Here is a 15,760-nt window from a genome sequence, read left to right on the forward strand (position 1 = left end):
AAGGTGCAGGTGTGGCTGACATTTCTCGTATGAGGGATGTCAGCTTTTGTTTTAGCGAATTCGCGTACTCATTCATTGGCAAAACCTCCTCGTTTTTTCAAGGGGCTTCGCCACACGATTTCACCTACTTGTCAAGTCCTTTTTTCTTTTCCGCGCAAGAAAAAGAGCAGGCTATCTTTTCGATAACCTGCTCTTTTTCTTGATTTTTGGCCCTGCGCCTTAACTTAATGACATTGCCGCATTTGGCTTTCTTTTTTTGTGGCACAAATACCCGCGCCAAGAACGCTTATTCCGCCGAAAATGCCCCCAACCAACCAAATATCCGCGCCAGTCTAATTCCACAGGAACGGCTGTTTCGCCGAAAGTATGGCTGCAGATCGGAGAAACCGCGCCCGACCACCTCTAACCATTAAAAGTATGGCTGCAGATCGGAGAAACCGCGTCCGACCACCTCTAACCATAAAAAGTATGGCTACAGCTCCGAGAAACCGCGCCCGACTACCTCTAACCATAAAAAGTATGGCTCCAGATCGGAGAAACTGCGTCCGACCACCTCTAACCATAAAAAGTACGGCTGTAGATCGGAGAAACAGCGTCCGATCTCCCGCAGCCATAAAAAGTATGGTTAAAGCGGCAAAAGTAGGCAGTTTGCATGCAGTGTAGCCAAAAAAGTACCTCTAACCAACCAAATACCCGCGCCAGGAACGGCTAATTCGAAGTCGATATTAAAGCGCGGCATTATCGTGAGAAAACGTCATCGGAATTCTAGCATTTCCCTGCTATAATAGGGAAAATGAAAGGTGGCGAAGAACGATGAACAATCGACCAACTAAAGACGAGTACGGCGCATATTACGAACAATACATAAGTCTAGTACCAACGGGCAATATTCAGGACATTTTGCGCGAGCAGCTAAGAAACACTTCCGACTTTCTCGCAAGCCTCACGATGGATCAAGGGAATTATCGCTATGCTCCGGACAAGTGGAGCTTGAAGGAAGTCATCGGCCACATTAACGATAACGAACGCGTCATGGCTTATCGTCTGCTGAGATTTGCCAGAGGAGATAAGACGGAACTGACCGGCTACGATCAGGATACGTTCATGGCCGGCGTTTCCTTCGACACGCAATCGATGGCGGAATTGATCGAAGATTACGCCGCGATTAGACAATCCACGCTGACGCTGCTGCGCGGTTTATCCGAGCAAGCTTGGTCCAGGATCGGAACCGCTAACCAGAACAAGATGTCCGTGAACGTGCTCGCCTACATCATTGCCGGCCATGAGATCCATCATCTAAAGATTATCCGCGAGAGATATATATCAAATTAATCCTCTTGCAGATAGGCTTTCTTGTTCGGTCTAAGCTTCGATTTATTGGGCTTCGATCGCTGCGTTTTTTGACTCGTTTTCAAACTGCTCGCGTTTTCCTTGCGCGCTAGATGGGCGAGCTCTCTGGCGGTTTTCTTGTAATTCGAGAAACGCTTGGCATCAAGCGCTCCGGAATTCACCGCTTCGATAACGGCGCAGCCTTGGTCGGTATCATGCTTGCAATCGCGATAACGGCACTGAGCGGCTAGCTCCTCGATGTCCGCGAAGGCATGTTCCCAGCCATCCTGGGCTTCCCAAAGCTGGAGCTCGCGCATGCCCGGCGTATCCATGACCAATGCGCCATTCTCTAGCAAGAATAGCTCGCGATGCGTGGTCGTGTGCCGGCCGCGGGCGTCGGCTTCGCGGATCCCTTGAACTTCTTGCAGCGGTTTGCCCGCAAGCCAGTTCAGCAAAGTGGATTTGCCTACGCCGGAGGAGCCGGTTACGCCTATGGTAATGCCTGCTCGCAAGTAATCGCCCAGAGCTTCCTTTCCTTGGCCGAGAAGGGCGCTAATGAAGTGAACGGGTACGCCGGGAGCGACGTTCTCTACTTGCCGGGCGAAATTCTCGGGTTCGTCGCACAAATCCGCTTTCGTCAGAAGTACGACGGGCTGAGCTCCGCTGTCCCATGCCGCTACGAGAAATCGCTCAATTTTCCGGACGTTGAAATCCTGGTTAAGGGCGTTCACGATGAACAAATAGTCCAAGTTCGCGCCGATGATCTGATCCTCGATAACGTTACCGGCAGCTTTGCGAACCATGGCCGTTCTGCGCGGAAGCACCGCATGGATCACGGAACGGTTCTCATTAGGCAGCCGCTCGACCATGACCCAATCGCCGACCGAGGGATAATCCCCCCGTTTGGCCGCGAGAAATTCGAATTTACCCGTTACGATTGCGCTATGCTCGCCCGATTCCGTCATGATGTTGTAGGAATGGGAGAATTGAGCGACTACCCGTGCAGGCGAGAGGCGCTGAATATTCTCGTTCTGATGGGACAGGGCAGTGTCCCAGTAAGTGTTCCAGCCGTAAGCTTGCAAGATAGCATTCTGTAGTGTATTCAATCGAAAACTCCTCTAATTTGAAATTTTTTGATGGAAAAAAAATAACCGCAGGGAATCCCTGCGGTTGTTAATATGCGCATGAACAAGAGTAATGCGCACAAAAAAACCGCCAAGAAACCGAATGGTCTCTGGCGGCGCGAAGAAAAACGAAGCTGACGGTAGTGCCAAACAAGCACGACGCGATCAACTATTTTCCATCTAACCCGTTCCGTAGAGACCGATGCTTATGAACAATCGAAACAATCAATAAGTTTGCCATTTCACATCAGCCTCCTTGCCGTTAATTTATGTCGTAATTATAATAAGCCTCATGGCCGTTGTCAATGTTTACCGATAAACAACTGAACTAGAACATCGATACTAAAGGAGACTTGTCTAATGTCTGCGCCTTTGAAGCCGCAATTGAATCGCGATTATATCGTGGATTTGCTACAAGCTTTACTTGCCATTCCAAGTCCTAGCGGCTACTGCATGGAGATCATGAAGATGATTCGCGAGGAAACGGACAAGCTCGGTTTCCGGCTCGAGATGACGCCTAAAGGAAATGCGATGATCACGATACCCGGCATCGATACGGAGAACAACGAAGTTCTTGCCCTAACCGCGCATGTGGATACGTTGGGCGCGATGGTTCGTTCGGTTAAACCGAACGGAATGATTCGAATCACTCCCATCGGCGGTTATGATATGCAAACGGTCGAGGGCGAGTACTGCCTCATTCATACTCGCGATGGAAGGACTTATGAGGGAACGGTGTTATCGACCAAAACCTCGGTGCACGTGTTCTCGGACGCGCGGGATTGGAAAAGGGAAGAAGCGAACATGGAAGTGCGCGTCGACGAAAACGTAAAGACGAAGGAGGATACGGAGAAGCTGGGAATCTCCCCGGGCGACTTCGTCTCGTGGGATCCGCGTACACGCGTCCTGCCGAATGGTTGGATCAAGTCGCGGCATCTGGATGACAAGGCGAGCGTAGCCGCGCTGTTCGGCGTAATGGAATGGTTGCGTCGCGAAGGAAGGACGCCTTCCCGAACGGTAAAGGTGATTCTGTCCACGTATGAGGAGGTTGGCCACGGCAGCTCTTATATCCCGCCCGACATTACCGAACTCATCGCTGTGGATATGGGAGCGATCGGAGACGACCTATCGACGACGGAGCAGGACTTATCGATCTGTGCCAAGGATTCCTCGGGGCCATACGATTATCCTATGACTTCGAGACTAATCGAACTGGCCAAGCGCGAGAATATCCCTTATGCAGTCGATATCTACCCGAATTACGGCTCTGACGCGTCTGCTGCCCTTCGAGGCGGAAGCAACATTCGGGCGGCCCTTATCGGACCGGGCGTGCATGCTTCGCACGGAATGGAACGGACGCATGCCGATGCGATCGTCAACACTGCGGGCTTGCTGCTCGCCTATCTGATGGACAAGTAGACCCGTCTACGAATCGGCGAAGTTCTTCAATACGCGCAATTTCGGGTATACTTATACCATACCAATCATTTCCTAACGAGGTCATCAGATGAGAACTAGATATATTGCCGGCCTATCCTTAGTTACGATGGGAGTCGGTTTCGTTACGACGTTATTCCTTCCTGAGCATCCACTTGTCGATCTGCTGAAGGGTGGATTCGAAGCCGGACTGGTAGGCGGGTTCGCGGACTGGTTCGCCGTTACGGCTTTGTTCCGCCATCCGATGGGCATTCCGATCCCGCATACCTCTTTGCTGTTGAAGAACAGGGATAAGCTCGCGAATTCGCTCATTTCGGCATTGGAAAACGAATTGCTTAACAAAGAGAGCATTTCCCAGAAACTTAAGAAGCTTCAGCTATTGAAAGTAGCCGGGTCCGCCTTGGTCAGGCTTGTGGGGAAGAGGCGCAATCGCGTCGCTGCGTTGGATTTTCTTCAAACGTTGCTTGCGAAGCTCCCGCTGGAGTCTTTGGTTCCTCATTTGCAATCGGGCATCGTATCGATCATTCGCAAGTCGGAAGCGCAGCCCCTAGCGGAGAAAGCGGTGGCTGTGGCGGTGCAAGAGCAATGGGACGAGAAGGCGTTAGATTACGCCCTTAACCAAGGAAGAGCATGGGTGAGCAAGCCGGAAACCGGATATATGCTCGGTTCGATCGCTCAGCAGAAGATATCGGAAGCCAAGGTCGGCGGTATTATGGGTTTCGCGGTCCAAGCGTTCGCCGGCTTCATGAACGAGGAGAAGCTGGGGACGATGATCCAGCAGCTGCTGCTATCCGGAATACAGGATTTAGCCCAGCCCGGTAACGCGAATCGGGGGAGATTGCTCGCGGAAATCCGCCATCAGATGGAATCAGTAGCTAATGATGAAGATCTGCTGAATCGCGGCAAAGAGTGGCTCGCCGATAAAGCCGGCAATCCGCAAAGCGGACAGTTTTTTTTAGAGAGGATGGAGCACGTTCGAAGCTCGCTCGTTGCGGCGTTAGAGAAGGACAAGCAGGGCGGAGGCCGGAAGGTTGCTTCCGCTGTTAGCTACGTCATTAGGAAACTGCAAGCCGAGAAGGAAATGACCGAAAGCGCGGAACGGAAGGTACTGTCTTTCATCGTCGACTTCGTGGAAGCGAATCATTACCGCTTGGGCGCATTGCTCAAGGATAATCTGGATCAGATGAACGATAAGGAATTGGTCCGGATGTTAGAAGAGAAGGTCGGCGGCGACCTTCAATGGATTCGCGTCAACGGTGCATTGTGCGGGTTCCTTATCGGCTTGGCGTTGACTTGCATCCAGTGGTTATAGATAGTTGAAACGCGTCGAAGGCCCGGACGTAAAACGGGTCATTTTTTGTTTCGATTGCTATAATTACATATATATTAAATATGGTGAAGACGAAAATTCGACCCGCTAGATAACAGGGAAGCTTATACGAAAGCGGATTGGCTGGTGTGGGTCGCGTCTTTGGCTTCGGAGCAAGGGGAATTCGCCAAGTTGATCGAACCGTTGTGGGTAGCATTGAACGAAACGCCAGATCGCGTTGCGTTCTCGGATTGGCACCATACGAAGACGGCCAGGCAAATGAATTTTCAACACCGCAGCGTCGTGGGCGGAATCTTCATGAAGCTCCTGAAAGAGAGATGGTGTCATTGACTCCAATGTCCAATTTGCTATAATTGACATATAAAATTAAGCATATAGGGGTTCCGATATATGAGCAATGATAGACAACCGTTATATTTGCAGATTCAGAATCACTTCAAGAAATTGATTACAACGGGCGTGTTAGTCCAAGGGGATAAAATTCCCTCCGAGAAGGAATTGATGGAGGAGTTTAACGTCAGCCGTATTACGGTCGCCAATGCGCTGACTCAGCTCGCGAAGGATCGGTGGATCTACCGCATTCCCGGCAGAGGGAGTTATGTACAGGGGAAAGAGGAACAGAAGGCCGAACAGTCAATTCCAGCCCGGTTCGAAGGGAATGAAGGCGTATACGGAATGATTACGGAAGAAAGAGCGGTTCCGCACTCCGCCGGACATCGGCGGATGATCGCTCTTCTTATACCCTCTATGGACGATTTCTTCGCCCTTAGGTTAATTCAAGGAATTAATTCCATTATTGACGAGAGTCGCTTTTACTTGGCTATCGTTCTCACCAATCATTCGAAGGAGAGGGAGAAGGAAGCGATTGTCGAGTTGGTTCAGAAAGGCGCGGCGGGCTTCATTATTTTCCCGATCGACGCGGAAACCTACAATGAAGAAATTCTAGCTCTTAAAGTCCGCGACTTTCCATTCGTGCTGATCGACCGTTATTTGCCTGGCGTGGAGACGAACTTCGTTTGCTCCGACAGTCGGAAGGGCTCGCATCTAGCGGTTTCCCACTTATGGGATCTGGGTCACCGGGACATCGCGATCTGTTCGGACTCCCCGCTACCTACTATTACCGTCGAAGAACGGCTAGCGGGTTATATGGAAGCATTGAAGCAGAAGGGGGCAATGATTAATCCGGCCTTGATCCTGACTGAATTTTCGGTAGATTACAAGAACTTGGACGATGATCACGCTCTCTACCGCTATATCAAGAATAGGTTTGCCACCGCGTACATTACGCTGAATGCCAAGCTTGGTCTACGCATTGCGAGTATTGCCCGTAAGCTCAATATGAAAGTCCCTGGAGACATCTCGATTCTGACCTTCGATGATCCGTCTTCGGGGATCGATGACCAAGGGATCTATACGCACGTTGCCCAATCCGAAGAGGAAATCGGCAGTCGCGCAGCTCAAATCTTGATTGATCGGCTGATTGATCCGGACAAGCCGAGCCAATATCGGAAGGTGATCCTGGAACCGAGTCTGATCGTGAGAAAATCGACGGGTCCACAGCTTAAAGAAGCGACTAAGTAGAATGATGTTCAACTCAAGATAGTCGATTACCCTTTCGCTCGTTTGTAAACCCCCGGAGTCATACCCGTGATTCGCTTGAAAATACGGTGGAAATGAGGCAGGCTCTCGAAACCGCAGCTCTCGGCGATCAGGCTCATCGTGTCGTCGGTTGCGAATAAGAGCTCTTTGGCTTGCGCGATGCGCTTGGCGTTGACGTAATCTGTAACGTTCATGCCCGTGAGCTGCTTGAAGACCCGCGAGAAGTGGGCGCCGGTAACCGAGGCTTGTCGTGCCAAGGCGGACAACCCGAGATCGGCGTTCGGGTGGGTCGCGATATAATGCAGGATTTCTCTCATCCATAACGGTCCGATTCTGGAGTCCTCGGGATCGTCGGATTGAGCCGAGAGCGTCTGGCGATTGATGCGGAGCAACCATTGCTGGAGGTGCAGGGAAACCGCCTGTCGATAGCCCGGTTTCTTTAGCTCAAGCTCAAGCAGGATTTCTTCTATCGTCTCTTCGGTTTGGTCTTTCAAGCGACTTACCATTTCCAGCTTGTACTGCTTCCGTTTTCTCGCGAGATCAAAGCATCGCATCCCGTTGTAAGAATCGTCAATCGTCTCATGAGTAATGAGGCTTGGCAAGAAAAAAACGGCGGTTGACGTGACGGGATCGACAGGATCGGGAAACGCGCGGTGGATCGAATTTCCCGGAATGATAAAGAGATCGCCTTGCTCCATATCGTAGAAGTTTTGGTCGATGAAGAACGTGCCTCTGCCCGAGTGCACGTAGACGAATTCATACCGATCGTGAAGATGGTCCGGAAGCTCTCGCTCCGGGCTTTTCGTGTCTTTATAGACGAAGTCGAAGGGGAATAGGGGATCGTTCGAGAACGCTTTCCGAACAGGATTCATCAGTTATTTCTCCGATATGTCTTAGATTTACTTTTAAAATATCAAAATAGAGTACTTTTATGCAAATATGAACACTGTTTAGGTTAGAAATTGCTGATATTATAGTAGAATAAGCGGTAACGAGAAAGGGGTAATACGCAAATATGAGGATTGACGCCCATCAACATTATTGGACAATGAAACGCGGCGATTACGGTTGGATTTCGCCGGAGCTTCCAGTGCTCTTTCGTGATTATTTGCCTGAGCATCTGATCCCGCACTTGAAGGAGCATCGAATAGACGGCACGATTGTCGTGCAAGCCGCGGCCACGTTAGCCGAAACGGATTACCTTCTCTCGCTGGCGGAGTCGTCCGATACGATCCTCGGCGTCGTAGGCTGGCTCGACTTGAACGATCCGCAGCATTTCTCCCACTATGAACGATTCCGCAAGCACCCGAAATTCGTCGGATTTCGAATCATGATTCAAGAGATGTTCGATGCATCGGCGATCCTCGATCCGCATTTCATGAAAGCGCTTCGCGTTTATGCCGAAGAAGATATTCCGTTAGATTTGCTAGTCGTCTCCCATCAGCTAGCGCCGCTTGTCAGGCTGCTGGAGGATATACCGGGCATACGCGGCGTTATTGATCATATCGCCAAACCGCGAATCGCGGATGGCGTCATGGAGCCATGGCTAAGTCAGATGAAAGAGATTGCCAAGCACCCGAAAATCCATTGCAAGCTTTCCGGAATGGTGACCGAAGCCGATCACCAGGCTTGGAAACCAGAGGATTTTACCGCATACATTCGTCATGCTATCGAGTTGTTCGGACCTGAACGCGTAATGTTCGGCAGCGATTGGCCGGTATGCCTGCTCGCCGCTAGCTATGATCAAGTGATGGACGTTCTGGAGCAAGCCTTGCCAGATAGCTGGGGGGAACGGGAACGCGGAAGGCTATTCGGCGATAATGCAAAGGAGTTCTATAAACTATGAGAGCTTTGGATCAATCGGCTTTAAGTGAAGCGGACCAGGGTCGATTGGCCGAATTAAACGTTAGTCCCGTGACCGTATTGCAGATTGGGGAGGGCAACTTCCTTCGCGGGTTCTTCGATTGGATGGTTCACGAGTCTCGCGAGAGGGGCTTCTTCAAAGGAAGCGTAGCGGTTACGCAACCTCGTCCGACAGGGAAACCGAAGATCGAAGCTTTAGCCGGCCAAGACGGCTTGTACACGCTAGTCCTTCGAGGGCTTGAAGATGGAGAGAGCGTTGAGCGCAAGGAGATCGTTTCGGTTTTCTCGGAGGCGTTCGATCCCTACTCCGATTGGACTCGAATGATCAAACTGGCGGTAAGTCCGGATTTGCGGTTCGTCGTATCGAACACGACGGAAGCCGGGTTAACTTATCGACCTGAGGCATTTACGGAAGGAGCGCCCATCTTATCGTTCCCAGGTAAAGTCGCGTACTTGCTCTATTTAAGATATCTGAAATATGAAGGAGCTGCTCAGCGAGGTCTGATCTTCCTGCCTTGCGAGCTGCTGGAGAGGAACGGAGACTCTTTAAGGGATGCGGTCCTCAGGTACGCGAATGATTGGAATTATCCCCATTCCTTCCGGACGTGGGTAAAGAAGCATAACCGTTTCTTGAATTCCCTCGTCGACCGGATCGTCACCGGGTACCCTGACGCAGAGCAGGCCGAAACGTGGTTCTCGGAATGGGGATATCGGGATGACATGTTATGTACGGCAGAGCCCTATCACCTGTGGGCGATCGAAGCCGAACAGGAGCTGGACGAAGAGCTTCCCTTCCGGAAAGCGGGATTAAACGTATTATGGGTGGAGGATTTGCGTCCTTATCAACAACGCAAGGTTCGTATCCTTAATGGAGCCCATACGCTGATGACGCCGCTTGGCATCCTTCATGGCGTAGACCACGTCCGCGAGTTAATGGAGCATGAAAAGCTCGGCGCATTCGTCCGAGCGACGGTGTCCGACGAGATCATCCCAACCTTGCCGTATCCGGAAAATGAAATGAGGGCATACGCGGATACGGTTTTCGAAAGATACTTAAACCCCTATATTCGGCATCGGTTAGCGGACATCGCGATGAATAGCATCAGCAAGTTCAAAGTGCGGCTTATTCCATCGCTAGCCTATTACGAGGAACGAGGTGAGCCGGTTCCGGCCGGTCTTGTACAGGGATTGGCGGGACTGCTGCGGTACTACAGAGTTAGGCGCAGTGGCGAACACTATGAGGGGACGACTTTCGAAGGTCAAAGATATTCCGTTCGCGATGACGCCAGAGCTTTGGAGACGATATCCTCGATCTGGGATAAAGCAGACAGGTTGAGCGAGCCGCTTAGCGATACGATAGCAAGACTGCTCGCGGAACAATCCTTGTGGGGACGGGATTTGTCTAGTTGGCCGTCGTTAACGGATTCCGTAACGGCCATCATGGCCCGATGGGCAGAGGGGGAGATTCAATGAGCGAATGGATAAGATTATCGACTAACGATCACGTTGTCATTTCCCTCAGGGCATTCTCTGCGGGGGAGTCCATTGCGCTTGAGGATGGTTCGCTCCTGACACTAAAGGATGAAGTGCCGAAAGGGCATAAGATTCTGACGAAGCCGGTAACAGAAGGCCATGACGTGCTGAAATTCGGTTACTCCATCGGCAAGGCGAAGGAAGCCCTCGAGCCGGGTGTCTGGGTGCATACGCATAACCTTGGAACGGGTTTGAGGGGTTTTCTCGACTATGCCTACGAGCCCGCATCTCCCGTTATTCAAGAAGAAAAACCGCTTCGACAAACCTTTCAAGGGTACGTACGAGATAATGGCGAGGTCGGCATACGCAATGAAATTTGGATTCTGAACACGGTCGGCTGCATTAACAAAACGTGCGAGATTATCGCTAACCGTGCCAACGCCGAGCATCGCGGCAGGGTAGACGGCGTGTATCATTTCGCTCATCCGTTCGGCTGCTCCCAGCTTGGCGACGATCTGAAGCATACGCAGAAGTTATTAGCATCTTTGGCGAACCATCCGAATGCCGCAGGCGTGCTCGTAGTGGGGCTAGGTTGCGAAAATAACCAAATCGACTCTTTCAAACAGGTGATCGGGGACTTCGATCCGCGGCGCATCAAATTCATGAGGTCGCAGGACGAGGAAGACGAGCTGGAGGTCGGGCTATCGCTTGTCGGGGAATTAGTTGAATACGCCGAGAGCTTCAAAAGGGAAACCGTGCCCGCCTCTAAGCTGAAGCTAGGCTTAAAGTGCGGCGGCTCGGACGGTCTATCCGGCATTACCGCCAATCCGCTCGTCGGATCGGTATCCGACAGGTTAATCGCAACGGGCGGAACGGCCATTCTGACCGAGGTGCCCGAGATGTTCGGCGCGGAGACGATTCTTATGAACCGCGCGGCCGATGAGGAAGTGTTCGGGCGGATCGTGTCGCTCGTGAACGATTTCAAGCAATATTTTATCCGGCATGACCAAGAGATTTACGAGAATCCGTCTCCTGGCAACAAGGCGGGCGGGATCAGCACCTTAGAAGAGAAGTCGCTTGGCTGCACGCAGAAAGGCGGCCACGCCACCGTTACGGATGTCATTCCTTATGGCGAGCGAGTAAGCAAAACGGGGCTTAACCTGTTGGAAGCGCCCGGCAACGATCTCGTTTCCGTAACGGCGCTCTCCGCCGGAGGGGCGCATATCGTGCTCTTCACGACGGGGAGAGGAACTCCGTTCGGCGGTCCGGTGCCGACCGTCAAGCTATCCACCAATAGCGAGCTGGCGCAACGCAAGAAAAATTGGATCGATTTCGATGCCGGACGGTTGCTCGAAGGCAAGAGCATGGGCGAGCTGACGGAGGAGCTATGGAATCGGATACTGGATATCGCTTCAGGGGATAATCGCACGCACAATGAAACGAACGGATTCCGCGAGATCGCTATTTTCAAGGACGGAGTGATTTTATAATGAAATATCGCAAGCTCGGACGAACAGGTCTCGACGTATCCGTACTCGGCTTTGGCGCTTCTTCGCTCGGATCTGTTTTCCGGACTACGGACGAAGCGGAATCCATCCGGACGGTGCATGCTGCGCTGGACTCGGGAATCAACTATATCGATGTATCTCCTTTTTACGGGCTAACGAAGGCCGAAACGGTACTTGGCAAAGCGATCAAGGAGCTGCCGCGGGATCGTTTCGTGTTATCGACTAAGGCTGGGCGTTACGGAATGGACAAATTCGATTTTACTCGCGATCGGATCACGGACAGCATCGAAGAAAGCTTCGCTAGGTTGAACACGGATTATATCGATATTCTTTACTTGCACGATATTGAATTCGTCTCCTCGGACATTATCTTGGAGGAAGCGATTCCGGCTGTCCAACGTTTAAAGGCTGAAGGCAAGATCCGGCATTATGGCATTTGCGGGCTTCCTATCCCGATGTTCGAGACGTTGCTGCCTCAGGTTGAAGTCGACGCCATCATTTCCTATTGCCATTACTCTCTTAACGATACGGCGCTTCTCGGTCTGTTGCCTCTCTTGGAGCGAAAAGGAATCGGTCTTGTCAACGCGTCGCCGCTTTCGATGGGTTTGCTCAGCGTTCGCGGAACGCCGGAATGGCATCCGGCGAGCCCGGAAATCAAGGCCGCGTGCAAACGCGCTGCCGATCTGTGCGCAAGTAGAGGGTCGGATATTGCCAAGCTAGCGATCCAGTATTCGACTTCCAACGAACGGATTCCTACGACTTTGGTCAGCACGGCCAATCCGGACAACATTCGGAAAAATGCGGCATGGACGGAAGAGCCGATCGACGAAGAGCTGCTCAAGGATGTGCTTGAAATACTAAAGCCGGTTCATAACCGTACATGGGTGAGCGGACGACCGGAGTATAACGGAAACTTGATCGTATAATGGGGGGACAAGGTAAATGCAAGCGATTGTTTGCGAGGAGATCGGACGATTCAAGATTAGCGAGTTTCCCGAGCCTTCGTATGTGGAAGGGGAAGCCATCGTACGAATAAAACGGATCGGCATTTGCGGCACGGACCTGCATGCATTTAAGGGGAATCAACCCTTCTTTACCTATCCCCGCGTGCTTGGCCACGAATTAGCCGGTCTCATTGAACGAATAGGGGACAACGAAGCGGGGCTCGCGGCAGGAGATCAGGTTAGCGTGATTCCTTACCTGCACTGCGGGAAATGTATCGCTTGCCGCAACGGTAAAACGAATTGCTGCACTTCGATGAAGGTGCTGGGCGTTCATGTCGACGGGGGAATGCGCGAGCTGATCTCCGTTCCGGTCACGCATCTCATCCGGACGAACGGACTGACGCTTGATCAGTCGGCGGTTCTTGAGCCGCTAAGCATCGGCGCTCATGCGGTAAGGCGATCGGGGCTTTTGAAAGGCGAAACGGCGCTAGTCATCGGGGGAGGCCCGATCGGGCTTGGCGTCATGGCATTCGCCAAATACGCGGGTGCCAGAGTTATCGCGATGGATATCAATGACGAACGCCTGGCTTTCTGTCGTTCATGGGCCGGTATCGATGAGACCGTTAACGCTTTACATGAACCTAAGGCTAAGCTTTCCGAGCTGACGAACGGAGAATTCCCGACAGTCGTATTCGACGCCACCGGGAATGCAAGGTCGATGACGGATGTTTTCGATCTGGCGGCTCATGGAGGGAAGCTTGTTTTTGTAGGCTTAGTCAAGTCGGATATTACATTCAACGATCCGGAATTTCACAAGCGAGAGCTGACGTTAATGGGCAGCCGGAACGCGACGAAAGAAGACTTCGATCATGTTTACTCCGCGGTAAAGAACGGCTTGATTGATGTCGGAGGCTATATCACGCATCGGTCGACTTTCGCGGGAATGATCGGCGAATTCGAAAGCTGGCTTAAGCCGGAGTCCAAAGTGATTAAAGCTATGGTCGAGCTATAGCGATCATTGATGAACAGAATACGATCAACAGGAGGAGCCTGCCACCAGCAGGCTCTTTTGTATACGATATTTATTGTAGTTCAATCGTGACAGGTTAGGCGGCTTCCGCGACCGGTTTCGCGGAGTACTCTGTCCTCATATAGAGAAGCAGACCCATAATAATGAACGCTCCCCCGACAAGTTGGAACGAGGTCACCATTTCCCCGAAGATGAATATACCGAGTAAGCTCGCGCCAACAGGTTCGGCGAACACCGTGATGGAGATCGTTGTCGGCTTCACGTATTGAAGAAGCCAATTGAAGATCATGTGTCCGAACACGGTCGGGACGATAGCAAGCAAAAGGAAGATCAACCATTCGCCGCTGGGGTAACTCACGATGTTGTAGCCCAACGAGAGATTATAGCCAGCGAAACAGATAAAGGCGATGGCGAAAACGATCAAGCTATACAAGAAGGAGGGCACTCGGGACAGAATTTGTTTGGCGATCAGCATGTTTATCGCCACCGCTAGTGTACCTAGCAACGACAACAGATCGCCTTTGAAAGCAGCGGAGGACAATCCGATATCTCCGGATCCGACGCAGAACGCGCCGATTAACGCGATCGTCAAGCCGGCTAACGCAAACTTACTTAGTTTATCCTTAAACACGAAGTATGCGCCTGCCATGACGAAGACAGGTTCTAGGGACAGGATGATGGTTGAGCTGGCAATCGACGTATAGTCGAGAGACGCCATCCATAGAAGGAAATGAAGCGCCAGGAAAAATCCGGCCAGCGCCAGCAGCGTCCAATCTTTGCCGGATATCTTGCTTATTGACTGGGCATGGCGTTTCCCGAAAGGCAACATAAGAAGAACCGTGAAAAGCATGCGATACATGCCTTGGACGGAAACGGGTGCATCGGAAAACCGAACGAGTATAGGCGCGAAGGAAATGGCGATCATTCCCACGATGAGCGGGATGATGGGCGAGATGGAGGGAGATGTCTTATTCACGGGAGTTAGATCCTTTCTTATTCATAAGCAATTATTGTAATGCGGAATAACGGAAAGATCAATCGTCGATTTCATGAAAAGTTTACAGCTTAGAAACATCGCGAGACGATCTGGATACATTCGTCGATTATTCTATGTTTAGAATCAACAATCACATCTAGCGGAAAAGCCAAAGGAGAATGAAAATGTATAGAAAATCCCGTAGATCGAAGACAATGACCATCGCCGCAATCGCCGCGTTAGCCTTCTCGATACAAGCCATCAACGTATCGGCCGCAAACCTCTCAAACCATTACGCAACGACTATGAGTACAATCGCAGCTGCCAACAGTTCGAATTCTGCTGCCGTAGTCAGCCAGTACGAAGCTTTGTTGAAGAAGGGCCAGCTCCCTAAGACGATTGCTTATTTAAACGCCCATATCAAGGGAGTCGGCAAAGCCCAGGCTACCGTCATGGTACTTCATTTGGAGAATGCGCTGAAGAAGCAACTGCCAGCGATACAGAAAAGCTTCGATAAAAGCTCCGTCCAACAGGGCATCGGCAAAGTATACAAAGTAGGGTACAGCTTCGATGACGTCATCAGTCGAACCAAAGATTCGAGCCTGAAGGCCTTATTGAAAGAGACTAGGGACAGCGGCTATAAGCTGGAGACCGCGGAAGGATTTTATTTCCCAGTCGAGGATTATGCCGGTTTCAAGCCCTATGGCGGCTATGTGAATACGGATATTAAAGCATATATCGATATCATGACTGTCGAGTCCGATCAGACTAACGTCAAAGACGGCGGGATTGTTATCGGATACCAGCAGTTGGTCAACAGGGCGATAAGCCAAGAGGGCTTCTTGCAGAAGTACCCTAAGTCGAACCGCGCCGCGCAAATCAGCAACCTGTTTCGCAGCTATCGCACGTTAACGTTCTATGGTGCGAACAATACGCCGCTGTTCGATTACGAAAGCAAAGCGATGCAGCCCAACGCGATAAAAGGTTTTAATGCCATCCTGAAATGGAACAAACCGGATTCGAGCCCATACTTGAAGACGCTTCGGGAATTCATGGATTTGCTTAAAGACAGCAAATATAAATTAACGCCTGAAGTAGAGAAATTCCGTAAGTTAAACGTGCCTAACGCTTATTAAACGTAAATCAA

14 protein-coding genes and 1 pseudogene are annotated in these 15,760 nt (G+C 51.2%); 12 read left to right on the forward strand and 3 right to left on the reverse strand.

The genetic code is table 11. The annotated features are described in order from the left end of the window. The coding region (locus tag E2980_RS24485) for a hypothetical protein (protein WP_205700008.1) at positions 1–203 on the forward strand (203 nt) is incomplete at its 5' end. Positions 204–813: 610 nt separating this feature from the next. After that, positions 814–1,332, forward strand: coding sequence for a DinB family protein (locus E2980_RS20835; protein WP_135154156.1), 519 nt, complete (start codon positions 814–816; stop codon positions 1,330–1,332). Here E2980_RS20835 and rsgA read toward each other — a convergent pair. Beyond that, entirely contained in the window at positions 1,329–2,435 is a 1,107-nt protein-coding gene (gene rsgA / locus E2980_RS20840; protein ID WP_135154157.1) for a ribosome small subunit-dependent GTPase A, read from the reverse strand. The two genes, E2980_RS20835 and rsgA, sit on opposite strands and share 4 nt — an antisense overlap. Positions 2,436–2,813: 378 nt before the next feature. Here rsgA and E2980_RS20845 point away from each other — a divergent pair, with 378 nt between their 5' ends. The 4 genes and pseudogenes from E2980_RS20845 (at position 2,814) to E2980_RS20860 (ending at position 6,801) form a co-directional block, all read left to right on the forward strand. Beyond that, entirely contained in the window at positions 2,814–3,872 is a 1,059-nt protein-coding gene (locus tag E2980_RS20845) for a M42 family metallopeptidase (protein ID WP_135154158.1), read from the forward strand. 88 nt (positions 3,873–3,960) lie between these two features. Then, positions 3,961–5,202: a DUF445 domain-containing protein gene (locus tag E2980_RS20850; RefSeq protein WP_135154159.1), complete on the forward strand. Its 1,242-nt coding sequence runs from the start codon at positions 3,961–3,963 to the stop codon at positions 5,200–5,202. A 114-nt stretch (positions 5,203–5,316) separates the two neighbouring features. Then, positions 5,317–5,550 (forward strand): annotated as a pseudogene (locus E2980_RS20855) (glutaminase domain-containing protein); the annotation flags it as partial. 60 nt (positions 5,551–5,610) lie between these two features. After that, positions 5,611–6,801, forward strand: coding sequence for a GntR family transcriptional regulator (locus E2980_RS20860; protein ID WP_135154161.1), 1,191 nt, complete (start codon positions 5,611–5,613; stop codon positions 6,799–6,801). Positions 6,802–6,827: 26 nt separating this feature from the next. Here the strand turns inward: E2980_RS20860 and E2980_RS20865 are convergent, their stop codons facing one another. Beyond that, the gene (locus E2980_RS20865) at positions 6,828–7,691 is read right to left on the reverse strand and encodes an AraC family transcriptional regulator (RefSeq protein WP_135154162.1); all 864 of its coding nucleotides are present in this window, start codon (positions 7,689–7,691) and stop codon (positions 6,828–6,830) included. A 143-nt stretch (positions 7,692–7,834) separates the two neighbouring features. Here E2980_RS20865 and E2980_RS20870 point away from each other — a divergent pair, with 143 nt between their 5' ends. The 5 genes from E2980_RS20870 to E2980_RS20890 are packed head-to-tail and all read left to right on the forward strand — an operon-like array spanning position 7,835 to position 13,619. Then, positions 7,835–8,665 carry an amidohydrolase family protein gene (locus E2980_RS20870; RefSeq protein ID WP_135154163.1) on the forward strand — a complete coding sequence of 277 codons (831 nt, stop codon included), beginning with the start codon at positions 7,835–7,837 and terminating at the stop codon, positions 8,663–8,665. Continuing rightward, positions 8,662–10,155 carry a tagaturonate reductase gene (locus tag E2980_RS20875; RefSeq protein ID WP_135154164.1) on the forward strand — a complete coding sequence of 498 codons (1,494 nt, stop codon included), beginning with the start codon at positions 8,662–8,664 and terminating at the stop codon, positions 10,153–10,155. Before E2980_RS20870 ends, E2980_RS20875 begins: the two co-directional genes overlap by 4 nt. After that, a complete protein-coding gene (locus E2980_RS20880) occupies positions 10,152–11,645 on the forward strand; it encodes a UxaA family hydrolase (RefSeq protein WP_135154165.1) in 1,494 nt (497 codons plus the stop codon). The genes E2980_RS20875 and E2980_RS20880 overlap by 4 nt, the downstream gene beginning before the upstream one ends. Further along, the gene (locus tag E2980_RS20885; protein WP_135154166.1) at positions 11,645–12,589 is read left to right on the forward strand and encodes an aldo/keto reductase; all 945 of its coding nucleotides are present in this window, start codon (positions 11,645–11,647) and stop codon (positions 12,587–12,589) included. The genes E2980_RS20880 and E2980_RS20885 overlap by 1 nt, the downstream gene beginning before the upstream one ends. Positions 12,590–12,605: 16 nt before the next feature. Beyond that, positions 12,606–13,619, forward strand: a complete 1,014-nt coding sequence (locus E2980_RS20890) for a zinc-binding alcohol dehydrogenase family protein (RefSeq protein WP_135154167.1) — start codon at positions 12,606–12,608, stop codon at positions 13,617–13,619. A 94-nt stretch (positions 13,620–13,713) separates the two neighbouring features. On the opposite strand, the gene E2980_RS20895 is transcribed toward E2980_RS20890, so the two are convergent. Then, positions 13,714–14,613 (reverse strand): DMT family transporter, encoded by a 900-nt coding sequence (locus E2980_RS20895; protein ID WP_240703126.1) that lies wholly within the window; start codon positions 14,611–14,613, stop codon positions 13,714–13,716. 185 nt (positions 14,614–14,798) lie between these two features. On the opposite strand from E2980_RS20895, the gene E2980_RS20900 reads away from it, so the two are divergent. After that, entirely contained in the window at positions 14,799–15,749 is a 951-nt protein-coding gene (locus E2980_RS20900; RefSeq protein WP_135154168.1) for a hypothetical protein, read from the forward strand. Positions 15,750–15,760 lie beyond the last annotated feature (11 nt).

The sequence above is a fragment of the Cohnella luojiensis genome, assembly GCF_004564235.1.
Lineage (GTDB): Bacteria > Bacillota > Bacilli > Paenibacillales > Paenibacillaceae > Cohnella > Cohnella luojiensis.

Bases quoted from the DNA above. Each gene is read 5' to 3' on its own strand.
- E2980_RS20845 (WP_135154158.1), top strand. From the start codon at position 2,814: ATGTCTGCGCCTTTGAAGCCGCAATTGAATCGCGATTATATCGTGGAT.
- E2980_RS20875 (WP_135154164.1), top strand. From the start codon at position 8,662: ATGAGAGCTTTGGATCAATCGGCTTTAAGTGAAGCGGACCAGGGTCGA.
- E2980_RS20890 (WP_135154167.1), top strand. From the start codon at position 12,606: ATGCAAGCGATTGTTTGCGAGGAGATCGGACGATTCAAGATTAGCGAG.
- E2980_RS20900 (WP_135154168.1), top strand. From the start codon at position 14,799: ATGTATAGAAAATCCCGTAGATCGAAGACAATGACCATCGCCGCAATC.
- E2980_RS20835 (WP_135154156.1), top strand. From the start codon at position 814: ATGAACAATCGACCAACTAAAGACGAGTACGGCGCATATTACGAACAA.
- E2980_RS20880 (WP_135154165.1), top strand. From the start codon at position 10,152: ATGAGCGAATGGATAAGATTATCGACTAACGATCACGTTGTCATTTCC.
- E2980_RS20885 (WP_135154166.1), top strand. From the start codon at position 11,645: ATGAAATATCGCAAGCTCGGACGAACAGGTCTCGACGTATCCGTACTC.
- E2980_RS20865 (WP_135154162.1), bottom strand. From the start codon at position 7,691: ATGAATCCTGTTCGGAAAGCGTTCTCGAACGATCCCCTATTCCCCTTC.
- E2980_RS20850 (WP_135154159.1), top strand. From the start codon at position 3,961: ATGAGAACTAGATATATTGCCGGCCTATCCTTAGTTACGATGGGAGTC.
- E2980_RS20860 (WP_135154161.1), top strand. From the start codon at position 5,611: ATGAGCAATGATAGACAACCGTTATATTTGCAGATTCAGAATCACTTC.
- E2980_RS20870 (WP_135154163.1), top strand. From the start codon at position 7,835: ATGAGGATTGACGCCCATCAACATTATTGGACAATGAAACGCGGCGAT.